The sequence below is a fragment of the Spirilliplanes yamanashiensis genome, assembly GCF_016863475.1.
Taxonomy (GTDB): domain Bacteria; phylum Actinomycetota; class Actinomycetes; order Mycobacteriales; family Micromonosporaceae; genus Spirilliplanes; species Spirilliplanes yamanashiensis.
The window spans coordinates 50,130-66,196 of sequence record NZ_BOOY01000027.1 but is presented as its reverse complement, the minus strand read 5'-3'; the positions used below and the strand labels follow the sequence as shown (position 1 = coordinate 66,196).

The 16,067-nt window shown below is 73.4% G+C and carries 16 protein-coding genes; 3 read left to right on the top strand and 13 right to left on the bottom strand.

Annotated elements, in window-relative coordinates; all coding sequences use genetic code 11:
• Positions 1–13 precede the first annotated feature (13 nt).
• Positions 14–1,015 carry a sugar phosphate isomerase/epimerase family protein gene (locus Sya03_RS18815; protein WP_203939638.1) on the top strand — a complete coding sequence of 334 codons (1,002 nt, stop codon included), beginning with the start codon at positions 14–16 and terminating at the stop codon, positions 1,013–1,015.
• A 73-nt stretch (positions 1,016–1,088) separates the two neighbouring features.
• On the top strand, positions 1,089–2,192 hold the full coding sequence (locus Sya03_RS18810) for a glycoside hydrolase family 43 protein (RefSeq protein WP_203939637.1): 1,104 nt from the start codon (positions 1,089–1,091) through the stop codon (positions 2,190–2,192).
• On the opposite strand, the gene Sya03_RS18805 is transcribed toward Sya03_RS18810, so the two are convergent.
• From Sya03_RS18805 to iolC, 12 genes are read right to left on the bottom strand one after another with little or no spacing between them, the layout of a single operon-like run.
• Positions 2,176–2,610, bottom strand: coding sequence for a phosphatase domain-containing protein (locus tag Sya03_RS18805; RefSeq protein WP_203939636.1), 435 nt, complete (start codon positions 2,608–2,610; stop codon positions 2,176–2,178). The two genes, Sya03_RS18810 and Sya03_RS18805, sit on opposite strands and share 17 nt — an antisense overlap.
• On the bottom strand, positions 2,607–3,479 hold the full coding sequence (locus Sya03_RS18800) for a sugar phosphate isomerase/epimerase family protein (RefSeq protein WP_203939635.1): 873 nt from the start codon (positions 3,477–3,479) through the stop codon (positions 2,607–2,609). Before Sya03_RS18800 ends, Sya03_RS18805 begins: the two co-directional genes overlap by 4 nt.
• Complete coding sequence (locus Sya03_RS18795) at positions 3,476–4,495, bottom strand: Gfo/Idh/MocA family oxidoreductase (RefSeq protein WP_203939634.1); 1,020 nt, start codon at positions 4,493–4,495, stop codon at positions 3,476–3,478. Before Sya03_RS18795 ends, Sya03_RS18800 begins: the two co-directional genes overlap by 4 nt.
• Entirely contained in the window at positions 4,492–5,391 is a 900-nt protein-coding gene (locus Sya03_RS18790) for a TIM barrel protein (RefSeq protein WP_203939633.1), read from the bottom strand. Before Sya03_RS18790 ends, Sya03_RS18795 begins: the two co-directional genes overlap by 4 nt.
• Positions 5,388–6,227, bottom strand: a complete 840-nt coding sequence (locus Sya03_RS18785; RefSeq protein ID WP_203939632.1) for an ATP-binding cassette domain-containing protein — start codon at positions 6,225–6,227, stop codon at positions 5,388–5,390. Before Sya03_RS18785 ends, Sya03_RS18790 begins: the two co-directional genes overlap by 4 nt.
• The gene (locus Sya03_RS18780) at positions 6,224–7,273 is read right to left on the bottom strand and encodes an ABC transporter permease (protein ID WP_203939631.1); all 1,050 of its coding nucleotides are present in this window, start codon (positions 7,271–7,273) and stop codon (positions 6,224–6,226) included. Before Sya03_RS18780 ends, Sya03_RS18785 begins: the two co-directional genes overlap by 4 nt.
• The gene (locus Sya03_RS18775) at positions 7,270–8,271 is read right to left on the bottom strand and encodes a substrate-binding domain-containing protein (RefSeq protein WP_203939630.1); all 1,002 of its coding nucleotides are present in this window, start codon (positions 8,269–8,271) and stop codon (positions 7,270–7,272) included. The genes Sya03_RS18780 and Sya03_RS18775 overlap by 4 nt, the downstream gene beginning before the upstream one ends.
• Before the next feature lie 14 nt (positions 8,272–8,285).
• Positions 8,286–9,788 (bottom strand): CoA-acylating methylmalonate-semialdehyde dehydrogenase, encoded by a 1,503-nt coding sequence (locus Sya03_RS18770; protein WP_203939629.1) that lies wholly within the window; start codon positions 9,786–9,788, stop codon positions 8,286–8,288.
• Positions 9,785–11,668: a 3D-(3,5/4)-trihydroxycyclohexane-1,2-dione acylhydrolase (decyclizing) gene (gene iolD, locus Sya03_RS18765; RefSeq protein WP_203939628.1), complete on the bottom strand. Its 1,884-nt coding sequence runs from the start codon at positions 11,666–11,668 to the stop codon at positions 9,785–9,787. Before iolD ends, Sya03_RS18770 begins: the two co-directional genes overlap by 4 nt.
• Positions 11,665–12,477: a 5-deoxy-glucuronate isomerase gene (iolB, locus tag Sya03_RS18760; protein WP_203939627.1), complete on the bottom strand. Its 813-nt coding sequence runs from the start codon at positions 12,475–12,477 to the stop codon at positions 11,665–11,667. Before iolB ends, iolD begins: the two co-directional genes overlap by 4 nt.
• A complete protein-coding gene (locus Sya03_RS18755) occupies positions 12,474–13,325 on the bottom strand; it encodes a Cgl0159 family (beta/alpha)8-fold protein (protein ID WP_203939626.1) in 852 nt (283 codons plus the stop codon). The genes iolB and Sya03_RS18755 overlap by 4 nt, the downstream gene beginning before the upstream one ends.
• Positions 13,318–14,262 (bottom strand): 5-dehydro-2-deoxygluconokinase, encoded by a 945-nt coding sequence (gene iolC / locus Sya03_RS18750; RefSeq protein WP_239107672.1) that lies wholly within the window; start codon positions 14,260–14,262, stop codon positions 13,318–13,320. Before iolC ends, Sya03_RS18755 begins: the two co-directional genes overlap by 8 nt.
• A 194-nt stretch (positions 14,263–14,456) precedes the next feature.
• Here iolC and Sya03_RS18745 point away from each other — a divergent pair, with 194 nt between their 5' ends.
• Positions 14,457–15,218 (top strand): GntR family transcriptional regulator, encoded by a 762-nt coding sequence (locus Sya03_RS18745; RefSeq protein WP_239107671.1) that lies wholly within the window; start codon positions 14,457–14,459, stop codon positions 15,216–15,218.
• Here Sya03_RS18745 and Sya03_RS18740 read toward each other — a convergent pair.
• On the bottom strand, positions 15,215–15,712 hold the full coding sequence (locus tag Sya03_RS18740; protein ID WP_203939624.1) for a TspO/MBR family protein: 498 nt from the start codon (positions 15,710–15,712) through the stop codon (positions 15,215–15,217). The genes Sya03_RS18745 and Sya03_RS18740 overlap by 4 nt on opposite strands.
• Positions 15,713–16,067 lie beyond the last annotated feature (355 nt).

Genomic DNA, 16,067 nt, shown 5'->3' with positions numbered 1-16,067 from the left:
CGGACCCCTCCCCATGAAGCTCGGCGCGTACACCGCCTGCCTGCACGACCGCTCCCTGGACGAGACCCTGAAGATCCTCGGCGAGCTCGGCCTGACCGGCGCGGAGATCAACGCGGGCGGGTTCGTCCCCGCCCCGCACCTGCCGATCGACGACCTGCTCGGCAGCGCCGGCGCCCGCGAGGACTACCTCGGCCGCTTCGCCCAGGCCGGCATCGCCCTCACCGGCCTCAACGTCAACGGCAACCCGCTCAACCCCGACCCGGCCGTCGGCCCCCGGCACGCCGCCGACCTGCACCGCGCCATCGAGATCGCCGCCCTGCTCGGCGTCGACCGCGTCGTCACCATGTCCGGCGCGCCCGCCGGCGAGCCCGGCGGCGGCGTCGTGTCGTGGGTCGTCAACCCGTGGGACAGCCAGTACCTCGACCAGCTCGACCACCAGTGGAACGACGTCGCCGTCCCCTTCTGGACCGACATCGACGCCCGCGCCCGCGATGCCGGCGTCAAGGTGTGCCTGGAGATGCACCCGCAGAACCTGGTGTTCAACCCGGCCACGCTGCGCCGGCTCGTGGAGCGCACCGGCGCCACCCACATCGGCGCCGAGCTGGACCCCAGCCACCTGTTCTGGCAGGGCATGGACCCCGTCGCCGTCGTCGAGCACCTGGGCGAGCTGGTCTTCCACGCCGCCGCCAAGGACACCCGCATCAACGCCGAGAACGTCAAGCTGTACGGCGTCCTCGACGACCGGTTCACCCGCTGGCCCGCCGACCAGCACCCCGTCGGCCTCGGCGGCCGCAACACCCTCAACCGCTGGCCCGAGGACCCCGCGTGGGAGTTCGTCGCCGTCGGCCGCGGGCACGACCAGGACTTCTGGGCACGGTTCCTGCGCGCGCTCGCCGCCGTCGACCCCGGCATGGCCGTCAACATCGAGCACGAGGACCGGGAGTTCGACCAGGTGGAGGGCCTGCGGCTCGCGGCGGAGAACCTGCTCGCCGCCGCCCGCGCCGCCGGCGTCTGAGCACACTGGACATTGACAGGGGTCCATCGCGCGCGGATGCTCGGCAAACGCTCTCCCCACCGAGGAGCATCCCATGCGCGTCCCCCGCCTCACCGGCGCCGCCCTCGCCCTCGCCTGCGTCGCCGCCGCCCTCGGCCACGCGGTCACCACCGCCCCCACGGCCGACGCCGCCGCCACCACCGCGGCCCCGCCGGCCACCACCGCCCGCACCGGCCTGCGCGCCGCCGACCCCAGCGTCATCCGGGTCGGCGGCACGTACGTCTCCGTGCAGTCCATCGACGACCACTCGCTGCACGTGCGCCAGGCGTCCACCCCGGACGGCCTCGCCGCCGCCCCCGCCCGCCAGGTCTGGTCCGACACCCGCGGCCTCGGCGAGGTGTGGGCCCCCGAGATCGTCCGCGACGGCGGCCGGTACTGGATCTACTTCGCCGCCGGCCGCGGCGCCGCCCACCGCATGTACGCCATCAGCTCCGCCTCCCCCGACACCGGCTACACCGCCGAGACCCGCCTCGCCCTGCCCGACGACAAATGGGCCATCGACGGCGTCCCGTTCGTCTTCAACGGCCAGCGCTGGTTCGTCTGGTCCGGCTGGGCCGGCGACACCGACGTCGAGCAGAACCTGTACGTCGCCCGGATGAGCGGCCCCACCACCGTCACCGGCGCCCGCCACGTCATCTCCCAGCCCCGCGAGCCGTGGGAACGCGTCGTCGGCAACCCGTACATCAACGAGGCCCCCGAACCGATCCGCGACCCCGACGGCCGCCTGCACGTCGTCTACTCCGCCAACGGCAGCTGGAGCGACCAGTACTGCGTCGCCGACCTGCGGCTGCGCGCCGGCGGCGACCCCGCGCACGTGTGGGACTGGTACAAGTCGAACGGCTGCCTGTTCGGCTCCCACGCCGCCACGATGATGCCGGGCTGGACCCCGACCGTCCACGCCGACGGCCCCGGCCACCACACCTTCGTCCTGCTCGACGGCGACATCGCCACCAGCCCGCCGGCCGGCCCCCGCTTCCCGCTGCTCTACCACGCGGTGCCGAAGGGCATGCCGTACTCATGGGCGAACCGCCACTGGCACACGGGCACGTTCTGCTGGTGGGGCGCCACCACCTACCGGCGCGCGAACGTCCCCGGCGCGACGTCCGACACCGGCTTCGGCCTCAAGTTCTTCGAGTGACGGCGCGCTCGACCCAGCGCCGCTGCCACGGTGTCTCCACCGCGCGCCGGTCGTAGCGGGCCCGGACCCACGCCACCGCCTCGCCGGGCGGCACCCCGTCGAGGACGGCCAGGCAGGCCAGGGCCGTGCCGGTGCGGCCGCGGCCGCCGCCGCAGGCGATCTCGGTGCGTGCGGTGGCGGCGCGGTGCAGCAGGTCGCGCAGGGCGGTGACGGCGGCCGGGCGGTCGGCGGGCAGGCGGAAGTCGGGCCAGCGCAGCCACGCCGACGGCCACGGCACGGGTGCCGGGGGTGCGCCGAGCAGGTACAGGCCGAACTCGGGGGGCGGGCCGGGCGGCAGGGGGCGGCGCAGGGCGCGGCCGCGGACCAGGATGCCGGACGGCAGGCGCAGCACGCCGGCGCCGTCCGGGTCCCACGTCACGGGTCCAGGGTAAGGCCGTGCTTCGTGGCCAGCTCGCGGACCCGGGCCAGGTTGACCCGGGCGGAGTCCTCGGCGCGTTCCTCCCAGGCGAAGACGCAGACGGTGGCGATGCCGTCGAAGCCGATCTCGGCGAGGGTGGCGAACATGGTGTCGAAGTCGACCTCGCCCTGGCCGACGTCGAGGTGCTGGTGCACGCGGGCGGTGGAGCCGGGCGGGTTGACGATGTAGCGCAGGCCCGACGAGGCGCGGTGGTCGAAGGTGTCGGCCAGGTGCAGCTGGGTGACCAGCGGGCCGGCGTGGCGCAGGATCGCGGCGACGTCGCCGCCCTGGTGGAAGGTGTGCGGGGCGCAGTACAGGAAGGTGACCAGCGGCGACTCGATCGCCCGGATCAGGTCGACCGCGGCGACGCCGTCCTCGCAGAAGTCGTCGGGGTGCGGTTCGAGGACGAGCCGCACGCCCTCGCGCTCGAACACGGGCAGCAGCTCCTCCATGCTGCGCCAGAACTGGGCCTCGCTGGCCTCCGGCGCCTCCGGCCGGCCGTTGAACTCGGAGTTCATGACGTCGCAGCCGAGTTCGGCGGTGATCCGGACAGCGCGCTTCCAGTAGCGGACGGCGGCCTGCCGCTCGTCTTCGCCGGGTCCGGACCACCGGTACAGCGGCAGGACGGACGCGACGGAGACGCCGGCGGCGGACAGCGCCGTGCGGAACGCGGCGACGCCGGCCGTGTCGGCGCGCGGGTGCAGGAAGAACGGCAGGAAGTCGGTGCGCGGGGACAGCTCGATGTGCTGGTAGCCCAGGCGGGCCACCAGGTCGGGCAGCTCGCGCAGGGGCGTGTGGCGCAGCATGTGCGGGTCGAGGGCGATCCTCACGACGCCACCAGCCCGTACAGGGCGGGGCGCTCGCCGAGCGACACGCCGACCCGCTCGCCGGTGCGCAGCGCCTCCAGGCAGGCGTCGGCGACGACGGTGGCGGCGTAGCCGTCCCAGGCGGTCGGCCCGGTGGTGGTGCCGCCGGCCACGGCGTCGACCCAGTCCTGCAGCTCGACGTCGTAGGCGCGCAGGAAGCGTTCGCGCCAGTCGGCCGGGACGGCGCCGCCCCACCGGCCGCCGCTGCGCACCACGACGCCGCCGGCCTCGGCCAGCGCGGCGGTGCCGCCCTCGGCGACGACCTCGCAGCGGATGTCGTAGCCGTAGCCGATGTTGACGCTGACCTCCACGTCGACGAGCGCGCCGCCGGCCATCTCCAGCATCACGACGAGCGGGTCGACGAGGTGCGGGGCGGCCCGGCTGTTGCGCCGGGGCCGCAGCACCCGGGCGGCGACGATCTCCTCGTCGAGCAGCCACCGGACGATGTCGATCTCGTGCACCGACGTGTCGTTGATGGCCATGTCGCTGGTGTACAGCGACGGCACGGTGGCGTTGCGGTGCGCGCAGTGCACCATCAGCGGCGCGCCCAGCCCGCCCTCGGCCAGCGCCGCCTTCAGCGCCCGGTACGAGGCGTCGTAGCGGCGCATGAAGCCCACCATGACGAACCGGCGGCCGGCGGCCTCCTCCGCGTCGAGGATGCGCCGGCACGCCTCCCGGGTGGTGGCCAGCGGCTTCTCGCAGAACACCGGCTTGCCGGCGGCGACGGACGCCAGCACGTACTCCTCGTGGGTGGGGCCCCAGGAGGTGACCACGACGGCGTCGACGGCGTCGTCGGCGATGACGTCCTTGCCGGTGGCGAGCACCCGGGCGCCGGGCACCCCGGCCGCGACCTCGGCGGCCCGCGCCGGGTCGACGTCGGTCACCGCGACGACGGCCGCCCCGTTGAGGACGTGCGTCAGCCGCCGGATGTGCTCGGTGCCGATCATCCCGGCGCCGATGACGCCCACGCGGACCGTCATGCGATCCCCTCCTTCGTCAGGTAGGCCCGGGTCCGGGCGGCGATGGGGGCGGGCTTGTCGAAGTCCACCGGGTACATGTCCTGCTCGACGATGACGAACGTGTCGGCGCCCCGGTCGCGCAGCGCCTTGACCACCGTGGGCAGGTCCGGTTCGCCCGCGGGCGGCTCGCAGCTGGCGCCCAGGGCGACGGCCTGGCCGAACGCGAGGTCGTCGGCGCGGGCCCGGGCGACGACCGCCGGGTCCATCTGCTTGATGTGCACGTAGCCGACCCGGTCGGGGCGGTCGGCGATGAGGGTGGCCGCGTCGCCGCCGCCGTACGCGAGGTGCCCGGTGTCCAGGCACAGCGACACGAACGCCGGGTCGGTGCCGTCGAGCAGCCGGTCGATCTGCGGCCGGGTCTCCACGTAGGAGTCGGCGTGGTGGTGGAACTGCAGCCGCACCCCGTACTCCTCGGCCAGCGCGCGGCCGAGGTCGTTGGTGCTGCGCAGCAGGGTCCGCCAGCCGTCGTCGTCGAGCGCGCCCGGCTCGAGGTAGGCGCCGGTGACGTCGTCGCGGTAGCCCGGCACCGGCACGAACACCAGGTCGCGCGCGCCGACGGCGGCGGTGAGTGCGGCGACCAGCCGGGTCCGGGCGAGGATCTCGGCGAACTCGCCCGGCCGGTGCAGGCCGCTCCAGCCGTGCATGGTGCCGCCGGCGACCCGCAGCCCGCGGCGGGCCAGCTCGTCGGCGAGCCGGGCGGGGTCGGTGGGCAGGTAGCCGTACGGGCCCAGCTCCAGCCACTCGTAGCCGACGCCCGCCAGCTCGTCGAGGAACCGTTCCCAGGGCGTCTGGCGCGGGTCGTCCGCGAACCAGACGCCCCAGGAGTCGGGGCAGCTGCCCAGGCGCAGCCGGGTCACGGGGTGCTCCCGGGGGTGATGCCGAGCTCCTTGCTCTCCTGCTCCAGCATCTTCGCCGCGGCCGCCGCGACGCCGCCGCCGCCGCGGTCCAGCTCGTGGCTGAGTTCCTCCAGCTCGGCGCCGCCGGCCATCAGGGCGGTCAGCTCGTCGCGGGAGATCTCGTCCTTGCGGTAGTAGCCGAGGCTGCGGCCGCGCTTGAGCAGCAGGAACCGGTCGCCGACGGGGAACGCGTGGTGCGGGTTGTGGGTGATGAAGATGACGCCGAGGCCGCGCTCACGGGCCTGCAGGATGTAGCGCAGCACCACGCCGGACTGCTTCACGCCGAGCGCGGCGGTGGGCTCGTCGAGGATGAGCACCTTGGCGCCGAAGTAGACGGCCCGGCTGATGGCGACGCACTGCCGCTCGCCGCCGGACAGCGTGCCGATCGGCTGCTCGACGTCGCGCAGGTCGATGCCCATGTCGAGCAGCTCCTGCTTGGCCGTCTTGCGCATGAACGCGCTGTCCATGCCGAGACCCTTGCGTTTCTCCTGGCCGAGGAAGAAGTTGCGCCAGACCGGCATCAGCGGCACGACGGCCAGGTCCTGGTAGACGGTCGCGATGCCCTCGTCGAGCGCCTCGCGCGGCGAGTTGAAGTGCACCTCGCGGCCGTTGACCTCGTAGGTGCCGGACGAGTGCTGGTGCAGCCCGGCGATGATCTTGATGAGGGTGGACTTGCCGGCGCCGTTGTCGCCCAGCACGCAGGTCACCTCGGACTCGCCGACCTCCAGGTCGATGCCCGACAGCGCGGTGATGTTGCCGTAGTTCTTGCCGACACCGGTCAGCTGGACCAGGCTCATTTTCTCGTCTCCGCCCGTCGTCGCACGTACACGTTGAGCAGGGTGGCGCCCAGCAGCATCGCGCCGAGGAAGAACTTGAACCAGTCGGCCTCCCAGCCGGCCAGCACGATGCCCTGCTCGGTCATGCCGAAGATGAACGCGCCGATCGCGGCGCCCACCGCCGAGCCGTAGCCGCCGGTGAGCAGGCAGCCGCCGACGACCGCCGCGATGATGTAGAGGAACTCGTTGCCGGGGCCCTGGCCGGACTGCACCGTGTTGAACGAGAACAGGATGTGCATGCCGGTGAACCAGCACAGGAACGACACCGTCATGAACAGGCCGATCTTGACCTTCTTGACCGGCACGCCGACCGCGCGGGCGCTGGCGTCGGCGCCGCCGACCGCGAAGATCCAGTTGCCGAGGTGCGTCTTGAGCAGCACCCAGGTGGCGATCGCGACGAACACGATCCACCACAGCAGCGTGATGCGCAGCGAGACGCCGCCGACGTCGAACGACTGGGCGAAGATGGCCTGCGCGCTGGCGAAGCCGTCGATGTCGCTGATGTCCTTCGTCGCCACGCCGCCGGAGATGAGCTTGGTCAGCGCCAGGTTCAGGCCGGTCAGCATGAAGAACGTGGCGAGGGTGACCAGGAAGCTGGGCAGCTTGGTGCGCACCAGCAGGTAGCCGTTCAGCAGGCCGATCGCCAGGGCGACGACCAGCGACACCAGCACCCCCACCCAGACGTTCACGCTGAGCTGGTACGCGGTCATCGACGCCACCAGCGACGACGAGATGACCGCGACGCCGGCGGACAGGTCGAACTCGCCACCGATCATCAGCAGGGCCACGCCGACGGCCGGGATGCCGTACAGCGAGCTCTGGTAGAGCACGGTGGCGATCGACGGCGCCTCGCGGAACGGCGGCGCCACGACGAAGAACAGGATGAAGATGACGACCGCGCCGACCAGCGCGCCGATCTCCGGGCGGCCGGCGAGCCGGCTGAACGCCGACTGGCGGGCCAGCCGCTCGTCGCCGCGCGCCGGGGGCGCGGTCAGGGTGGCGGTCATCGGGTGCCGGCCTTGGCGTACTTGCTGACGTTCGCGATGTTGCTCTTGTCGATGAACGACGGGCCGGTCAGGACCTCCTGCCCGCCGCCGAGCGTGTTGCCGTTGCGCAGGTAGAACGCGGCGGCGGTGACCGACATGTAGCCCTGCAGGTACGGCTGCTGGTCGACCGCCCAGGCGATCTCGCCGGACTCGATCTTGCCGACCAGCTCGGCGTTGGTGTCGAACGTGACGATCGTGGCCTTGCTGCCGGCCGTCTGCTTGGCCTGCGCCGCGGTCAGCGCGAACGGGGCGCCCAGCGTCATCACGTGGGTGATGGCCGGGTCCTGGCGCAGCTTCGACTCCAGCGTCGAGCGCACCGACGTCAGGTCGGTGCCCGTGACGTTGATGTTCTCGACCTGGCCGCCGAAGCCCTCGCGCACACCGTTGCAGCGCGCCTCGAGCTGCGACTGCCCCTGGGCCTGGATGACGCACAGGACCTTGCCGGCGCCCTCGCCCTTGAGCCGCTCGCCGGCCGCCCGCCCGGCGATGGTCTCGTCCTGGCCGAAGTACATCATGGCGCCCCAGTCCTTGAAGGTCTCGCGCCCGGCGTTGAAGCCGACGACCGGGATGCCCGCCGCCACCGCCTTCTGCACCGCGCCCTTGACCGCCTCGGGCGCCGGCACCGACACCAGCAGGGCGTCGGGCTTGGCGTTGACCGCGTTCTCGATGAGCACGGCCTGCCGGGTCGGGTCGCCGTCGTTGGAGTAGGTGTACTCGACGTTGTTGGCCGCGGCGGCCGCGTCCGCGCCCTTGCGGATGATGTCGAAGAACGTGTCGCCCGCCGGGGCGTGGGTGACCATCGCCATCTTGAGCTGCGGGCCGGCGCCGGAGTTCGTGCCGCCACCGGAGTTGGTGTCGGCCTCCTCCTGGGCGCCGCCCTGGCTGCTGCAGGCGGCGCCGGCGAACGCGAGGCACGCGGCGGTGACGAGGGCCAGTGAGCGTCGAACTCGTCTGGACATGGGGGGGACTCCGTTCAGACAGCGGTCGGGAAGTGTAGGTGGGTCCGGTGGTGCTCGCCGTACGCCGCGTCGGGCCAGCGGCTGGTGACCGCCTTGGCCCGGGTGTAGAAGCGCACGCCCTCGGCGCCGTGGATGTGGGTGTCGCCGAACAGGGAGTCCTTCCACCCGCCGAAGGAGTAGAAGGCCATGGGGACGGGGATGGGCACGTTGATGCCGACCATCCCGACGGTCACCCGGCGCTGGAACCGCTGCGCCGCGTGCCCGCTGGAGGTGAAGATCGCCGTGCCGTTGCCGTACGGGTTGGCGTTGACCAGGTCGATCGCCTCGTCGAGACTGCCGGCGCGCAGCACGACCAGCACGGGGCCGAAGATCTCGTCGGTGTAGACGTCCATGCCGGTGCCGACGTGGTCGAGCAGGCTGGGCCCGACGAAGAAGCCGTCGGCGTGCCCCGGGACGGTCAGCCCGCGGCCGTCGACGACCAGGTCGGCGCCCGCCCGCTCGCCGCGGTCGACGTAGCCGACGATGCGGTCGCGGGCGTCGGCGGTGATGACCGGGCCCATCTCGCTGTCCGGGTCGGTGCCCGCGCCGACCCGGATCGCCCGGGCCCGGTCGCGCAGCCTTTCGACCAGGGCGTCGCCGGCCGCGCCGACGGCCACCACGGCCGAGATGGCCATGCAGCGCTGCCCGGCGGAGCCGTAGCCCGCGGCGGTCAGGTGGTCGGCGGCGAAGTCGAGGTCGGCGTCGGGCAGCACGACGGCGTGGTTCTTGGCGCCGCCCAGGGCCTGCACGCGCTTGCCGGACGCGGACGCCCGGCCGTGCACGTACCGGGCGATCGGGGTGCTGCCGACGAACGACACGGCGGCCACGTCCTCGTGGTCGAGCAGGGCGTCGACGGCGGTCTTGTCGCCGTGCACCACGTTGAACACGCCGTCGGGCAGGCCCGCCTCGGCGTACAGCTCGGCGACGAGCATCGACGCGGACGGGTCGCGCTCGCTGGGCTTGAGCACGAACGTGTTGCCGGTGGCGATGGCCATCGGGTGCATCCACATCGGCACCATCACCGGGAAGTTGAACGGGGTGATGCCGGCGCACACGCCCAGCGGCTGGCGGAACGCGTACGCGTCGACGTCCGTCGAGACCTGCTCGGAGAACTCGCCCTTGAGCAGCTGCGGGATGCCGCACGCGAACTCGACGACCTCCAGGCCGCGCACCACCTCGCCCTTGGCATCCGACAGCACCTTGCCGTGCTCCTCGCTCACGATGCGCGCGAGCCGGTCGACGTTGCGGTGCACCAGTTCCCGGAACGCGAACATGATGCGCGCCCGCCGGCTCAGCGACACCTCCCGCCAGCTCTCGAACGCCTTGGCGGCGCTGCGCACGGCGGCGTCCACGTCGGACGGCTCGGCGAGCAGCACCTCGGCCTGCCGGCGGCCGGTGGCCGGGTCCCAGACGGCGCCGCGGCGGGTCGACGCGCCGGCGGTGGTGCCGCCGCCGATCCAGTGCTCGATGGTGGTCATGGCGTGTCTCCTCCGAGGTACGGGCGCTGGGCGGTCTTCGCGGCCTCGTAGCCGGCGCGGGCCTGCCGGGTGCTGTCCAGGTGCGACACCGCGGCGACCGGCACGTCCCACCAGGACTCCGACGACGGCACGGGGGCGAGCGGGTCGGTCTCGATGTGCACGACGGTGAGCCGGACGTTGGCCCGGGCCTCCTTGAGCGCGTCCGGCAGGTCGCCGATGCCGCGGCAGCGGATGACGGTGGCGCCGAGGCTCTCGGCGTTCGCGGCCAGGTCGACCGGCAGCGTGCCGCCGGTCAGGTCGCCGGTCTCCGGGTCGCGGTAGCGGTAGCTGGTGCCGAAGCGCTGCGAGCCGAGCGCCTCGCTGAGCGCGCCGATGCTGGCGAAGCCGTGGTTCTGCACGACCACCACGACGAGCTTCACGCCCTCCGCGACGGCGGTGACGATCTCCTGCGCCATCATCAGGTACGACCCGTCGCCGACCAGCGCGAACACCTCGCGGGACGGGTCGGCCAGCTTGATGCCGAGCGCGCCGGCGATCTCGAAGCCCATGCAGGAGTAGCCGTACTCGACGTGGTACTGCTTCGGGTCGCGGGCCCGCCACAGCAGCTGCAGGTCGCCGGGCATGCTGCCGGCGGCCTGCACGACGACGTCGCGCTCGCCGCACGCCTCGTTGACGGCGCCGATCACCTCGGTCTGCGCGGGCAGCGGCTGGTGGCCGCGGTGGTACGCCTCGTCCACCGTCCGCTGCCAGGCGGCCGCGCTCTCGCGGTTGCCGGCCCGGTACGCCTCGTCGACGCGGTGGCCGTGCAGGGCCGCCGACAGCGCCTCCAGCCCGGCCCGGGCGTCGCCGACGAGCGACACCCCGGCGTGCTTGGCGGCGTCGAAGCCGGCGATGTTGAGGTTGACGAAGCGCACCCCGGGGTGCCGGAACGCGGTGCGCGACGCGGTGGTGAAGTCGCTGTACCGGGTGCCGATGCCGATGACCACGTCGGCGTCGCGGGCGATCGCGTTGGCGACCGGGGTGCCGGTGGAGCCGACGCCACCCACCGCGTTCGGGTGGTCCCAGGGCACCGCGCCCTTGCCGGCCTGGGTGTCGGCGACGGGGATGCCCGTGGCCCGGGCGAACCGGTCGAGCTGGGCCGCCGCCTCGGCGTAGATCACCCCGCCGCCGGCGACGATCAGTGGGCGGCGCGCGCCTTTGATCGTTTCAGCGGCCCGGGTCAGCGCCCCGGCCTCCGGCAGCGGGCGGCCGACGTGCCACACCCGCCGCGCGAACAGCTCCTCCGGCCAGTCGTACGCCTCGGCCTGCACGTCCTGCGGCAGGCAGATCGTGACCGCGCCGGTCTCGGCCGGGTCGGTGAGCACCCGCATCGCGCCGAGCAGCGCCGACGGCAGCTGCTCGGGCCGCCACACCCGGTCGAAGAAGCGCGACAGCGGGCGGAACGCGTCGTTGACGCTGACGTCGTAGCCGCGCGGGTCCTCCAGCTCCTGCAGCACCGGGCTCGCCGCCCGGGTGGCGAACACGTCGCTGGGCAGCAGCAGCACCGGCAGCCGGTTGACCGTGGCCAGGGCCGCGCCGGTCAGCATGTTCGTCGAGCCCGGGCCGATCGACGCCGTGCAGGCGAGCGTGGCGAGCCGGTTGCGCATCCGGGCGAAGCCGGCCGCCGCGTGCACCATGGCCTGCTCGTTGCGGGCCAGGTAGTACGGCAGGTCGGCGTCGCCGGTGCGGTGCGCCTCCAGCAGCGCCTGGCCGACGCCCGCGACGTTGCCGTGGCCGAAGATGCCGAAGCAGGCGGGGATGGTGCGCTGCTCGGCGCCGTCGCGCTCGGTCCACTGGCTGGCCAGGAACCGCACGACGGCCTGGGCGACGGTGAGCCTCACCGCTGTCTCCTCTCGACGGTGCTCGTCATCGGCAGCCGCGCGTCGACGTCCTGGCCGGCCCAGCTGTCGCGGATCCAGGCGTGCGCGGGGTCGTCGGAGAACAGCCAGCGCCGCTCCCCCGGTCCCGCCATGACGTTCAGGTAGTAGAGGTCGTAGCCCGGCGCGGCCATCGACGGCCCGTGCCAGCCGGACGGCACCAGCACCACGTCGCCGGTGCGCACCTCGGCGCACACGTCGGTGGAGCCGTACACCCGCTGGTAGGCGGGCCCGCCGCGGGCGACCTCGAAGTAGTAGATCTCCTCCAGCTCGCTCTCGCCGTCGCGCTTGGAGTCGTGCTTGTGCGGCGGCCAGCTCGACCAGTTGCCGCCCGGCGTCAGCACCTCGACGGCGATCAGCCGGTCGGCCTCGAACGCCTCCGGCGCGCAGAAGTTGTTCACCTGGCGGCTGGCCTGCCCGGCGCCGCGCAGCTCCACGGGCACGCCCTCGGCGGGGCCGTAGCGGAACTCCAGCCGCCGGTCGGCCCGCGCGGACGGCAGCGCGAACCGGCCGCCGGTGGCGCTGACGACGCTGAGCCGGGCGTCGCGCGGCACGTACGCGAAGTCGGTGACCCGGGCGAACACGTCGCGGCGGCCGGTGAGGGTGATCCGCTCGTCGTCGCACTCGACGTCGCAGCCGCCGCCCGCCAGCGGCAGCACCAGCATCTCCGCGTCGCCGGTGTCGAGCCGCAGCTGCTGACCGGCACGCAGGTCGACGACCCGCAGGCCGCTGTAGCCCCAGCCCGCGCTCTGCGGGGTCACGTGCAGCCTCACAGCAGGCTCACCGCCCGGTCGACGGCGGCCGCGACGTCGCCGCCCGGCGGGTAGAGCAGGCTGCGCCCGATGACCAGCCCCTGCACGGTGGGCAGGGCGAGCGCCTTGGACCAGCTGTCGTACGCCGCCTCGCCCTCGCCGCCGAGGATCACCGCCGGCAGCGTCGTGGCCGCCATGACCCGTTCCATGTCGGCGACGATCGGCACCTTCAGCCACGTGTACGCGCTGGTGGCGCCGAGCCCGGCGGCGACGGTCATCGCGCGGATCATCGCCTCGGGCGTCAGCTCGTTGCGGACCCGGCCGTCGGTGCGGTGGCTGATGAACGGCTCGACCATCGCCATCATGCCGCGCCGGGCGAGTGCGCTGACCGCCGCCGCGCAGGAGGCGAGCGTGGGGGCGGTGCGGTCGTCGGCGGGGTCGATGCGCAGCAGCATCTTGCCCCCCTCGCAGTGCTCCAGCCCCTGGGCGTCGTACGCGGTGAACCGGTCGTCGATCTCGAACGTGGTGCCGGCGAGCCCGCCGCGGTTCATCGACCCGATGACCACCTTGTCGTCGAGCGCGCCCAGCAGCAGCAGGTCCTCCAGCACGTCGGGGGTGCCGAGCACGCCGTTGACGCCGGGCCGTTCCAGCGCGGTGCACAGCCGCCGCAGCAGGTCGGCCCGGTCGCCCATGGCGAGCGGGTCGGCGCCGGCCCGCAGGGCGCCCCGGGCCGGGTGGTCGGCGGCGATCATCATGAGCCGGCCGTGCTCCCCGGTCAGCCGGGCGGGCCGGCGGCGCGCGCGGGCCGCCTCGGCGATCCGCCCGGGGTGCCGCACGCGGGTGGCGACGAGCTCGGCGATGTCAGGCATGGCTGGCCTCCCGGATCAGGCCCTCGACCTCGGCGGCGGTGGGCATCGCGTCGGCGCAGGCCAGCCGCGACGCGACGAGCGCGCCGGCGGCGTTGCCGAAGCGCATGACGCGGGCGAGGTCCCAGCCGGCCAGCAGGCCGTGGCACAGCGCCCCGCCGAACGCGTCGCCCGCGCCGAGGCCGTTGACGACCTCGACGGGCACCGGCGGCTGCTCGGTCCGCTCGTCGCGGGTCGCGGCGAGCACGCCCTTCGGGCCCTGCTTGACGACGGCCAGCTCGACGCCCGCCGCGTGCAGGGCGTCGGCCGCCCGCCCGGGGTCGCGCTCGCCGACGGCGGTCTCGCACTCGTCGAGGTTGCCGACGGCGACCGTGACGTGCGGCAGCGCCGCGCGCACCTGCCGCCGGGCCTCGGCGCGCGACGGCCAGAACATCGGCCGGTAGTCCAGGTCGAGCACGGTGATGCCGGCCCGGCCGCGCGCCTCCAGCGCCGCCAGGGTGGCGTCGCGGCTGGGCTGCTCGCTCAGCCCGGTGACGGTCACCCAGAACACCCCGGCCGACCGGATCGCGTCGTAGTCCAGCTCGGACGCCCGGATCTGCAGGTCGGGGGCGGTGGGCAGGCGGTAGAAGTAGAGCGGGAAGTCGTCCGGCGGGAAGATCTCGCAGAACGTCACCGGCGTCGGCAGCCCGGCCACCTCGGTGACGTGGCTGTCGTCGACGCCGAAGCCGCGCAGCGCGTCGTGCACGTACGCGCCGAACGGGTCGGCGCCGGTGCGGGTGATGACGGCGGACCGCCGCCCGTAGCGGGCGGCGGCAACGGCCACGTTGGTCGGGCTGCCGCCGAGGAACTTGCCGAAGGTGGTCACCTCGCGCAGCGAGACCCCGCTCTGCAACGGGTAGAGGTCGACGCCGACGCGGCCCATGGTCAGCACTTCGAGCATGGCGGCCCTTCCGTGGGCATGAACAACGCATTTCGGGCGCGTCGGCGCGCACCGGATGCCGTGCTGATACGGCGCGGTGTCAGAAACTCGATCACCCAGCGCTACGGGGGAGGCACGCTAGGTCGGCTGTCCTCGATGTAATAACGTGAGGGCTCTTACGTCAATACTTTGTCATGACAAACCCGGGGTGCCTCGTGACGTCAGACCTTTCCCCACCCAGCCCCGCGCGCGCCGTCGAGGTCGACCGCACCAGCCCCATCCCCCTGTACTTCCAGGTCGCCAGCCGGCTCCAGGAACTCATCGAACAGGGTGAGATCGGCGTCGGCAGCCGCATCGAGAACGAGGTCGACCTCGCCGAACGCCTCGGCGTCTCCCGGCCCACCACCCGCCGCGCCATCCAGTACCTGGTGGAACGCGGCATGCTGGTGCGCAAACGCGGCGTCGGCACCCAGGTCGTCCACCCCAAGGTCCGCCGCCCGGTCCAGCTGACCTCGCTGTACGACGACCTCAGCGCCGCCGCCCGCTACCCCCGCACCGAAGTCCTCGACCTGCGCGTCGTGCCCGCCCCCGCCGAGGTCGCCGAGGCCCTGCAGGTCGCCCCCGGCACCCCGGTCACCTGGTTCGAACGTCTGCGCTACGCCAACGACGAGCCGCTGGCGCTCATGCACAACGCCATCCCGACCGGCCTGCTCACCCTCGACCGCACCGAACTCGCCAAGCACGGCCTGTACGAACTGCTGCGCCGCGCCGGCATCGTCCCCCAGGTCGCCACCCAGACCATCGGCGCCCGCGCCGCCACCGCCGCCGAAGCGCGGGTGCTCAACGAGAAACGCGGCGCGTCCCTGCTCACCATGACCCGCACCGCGTGGGACGCCACCGGCAAGGCCCTGGAGTACGGCTCCCACCTGTACCGGGCCAGCCGCTACTCCTTCGAGCTCAACCTGTCGGCGGGCTAGTTCATCGCGACGATCGCCGCGTTCAGCGCCGTCGCGTAACTCACCCACAGCAGATACGGCACCAGCAACGCGGAGGCGACCCGGCTGATCCGCCAGAACAACCCGATCGTCAGGGCGATCAGCACCCACAGCACCGTGATGTCGACCAGCGCCCAGCCGTACTGTCCGGCGCCGAAGAAAATGGGCGTCCAGACGGCGTTCAACACCAGCTGCACCGCGAACACGGTCAGCGCACCCGTCCACCCCGCCCGCCGCCACGCCAGCCACCCACTGACCGCGATGAGAACGTAGAGCACCGTCCACACCGGGCCGAACAGCCAGCCCGGGGGCGCCCACGACGGCTGGGCGAGAGAGGCGTACTCGGCGCGGGTGCCGGCGACGCCGAGCCCGCCGATGAGAGCCGCGGCGGCCGACGCCGCCCCGAAACCGGCCAGCCCGGAGAACCGGGCGACGGGGGTACGCGGACGCTGCGCAACATTGCTCACCACGGTCATGCCGTTACCCGGCTGTGCTACCGCGAAACGACGCGGGCGTGTCGCTGTGGCGCCGCTGCGTCGAATCGCCCTCCTTGCTGGGCACGAAACCTGGGCGGGTGTGGGCCCGCGCGCTTCGCCGGCGCCCCAACCGCTCCGCGCGGACGGCGCGCCGCCTTCTGCCCGCCCGCCTGACCCCTGCCTCGGGCACGCACGCCATCCGTCGCCTCCGGGCTCCGCGCCACCCACCGCCTCCGGGCTGCGAGCCACCCCACCGCCTCCGGGCCGCCGGCCGCCCGCCGTATTCGCGCCGCTGCACCCGCCGCAGTCGGGGCCGCGCGCCCCCACCGCCTTCCGGTTCACGGGCGTGACCAAC

Excerpts from the sequence above, each read along its gene's own strand:
- Sya03_RS18815 (WP_203939638.1), top strand. The coding sequence starts at position 14 with ATGAAGCTCGGCGCGTACACCGCCTGCCTGCACGACCGCTCCCTGGAC.
- Sya03_RS18810 (WP_203939637.1), top strand. The coding sequence starts at position 1,089 with ATGCGCGTCCCCCGCCTCACCGGCGCCGCCCTCGCCCTCGCCTGCGTC.
- Sya03_RS18795 (WP_203939634.1), bottom strand. The coding sequence starts at position 4,495 with ATGACGGTCCGCGTGGGCGTCATCGGCGCCGGGATGATCGGCACCGAG.
- Sya03_RS18785 (WP_203939632.1), bottom strand. The coding sequence starts at position 6,227 with ATGAGCCTGGTCCAGCTGACCGGTGTCGGCAAGAACTACGGCAACATC.
- Sya03_RS18780 (WP_203939631.1), bottom strand. The coding sequence starts at position 7,273 with ATGACCGCCACCCTGACCGCGCCCCCGGCGCGCGGCGACGAGCGGCTG.
- Sya03_RS18775 (WP_203939630.1), bottom strand. The coding sequence starts at position 8,271 with ATGTCCAGACGAGTTCGACGCTCACTGGCCCTCGTCACCGCCGCGTGC.
- Sya03_RS18770 (WP_203939629.1), bottom strand. The coding sequence starts at position 9,788 with ATGACCACCATCGAGCACTGGATCGGCGGCGGCACCACCGCCGGCGCG.
- Sya03_RS18755 (WP_203939626.1), bottom strand. The coding sequence starts at position 13,325 with ATGCCTGACATCGCCGAGCTCGTCGCCACCCGCGTGCGGCACCCCGGG.
- iolC (WP_239107672.1), bottom strand. The coding sequence starts at position 14,262 with ATGCTCGAAGTGCTGACCATGGGCCGCGTCGGCGTCGACCTCTACCCG.
- Sya03_RS18740 (WP_203939624.1), bottom strand. The coding sequence starts at position 15,712 with ATGACCGTGGTGAGCAATGTTGCGCAGCGTCCGCGTACCCCCGTCGCC.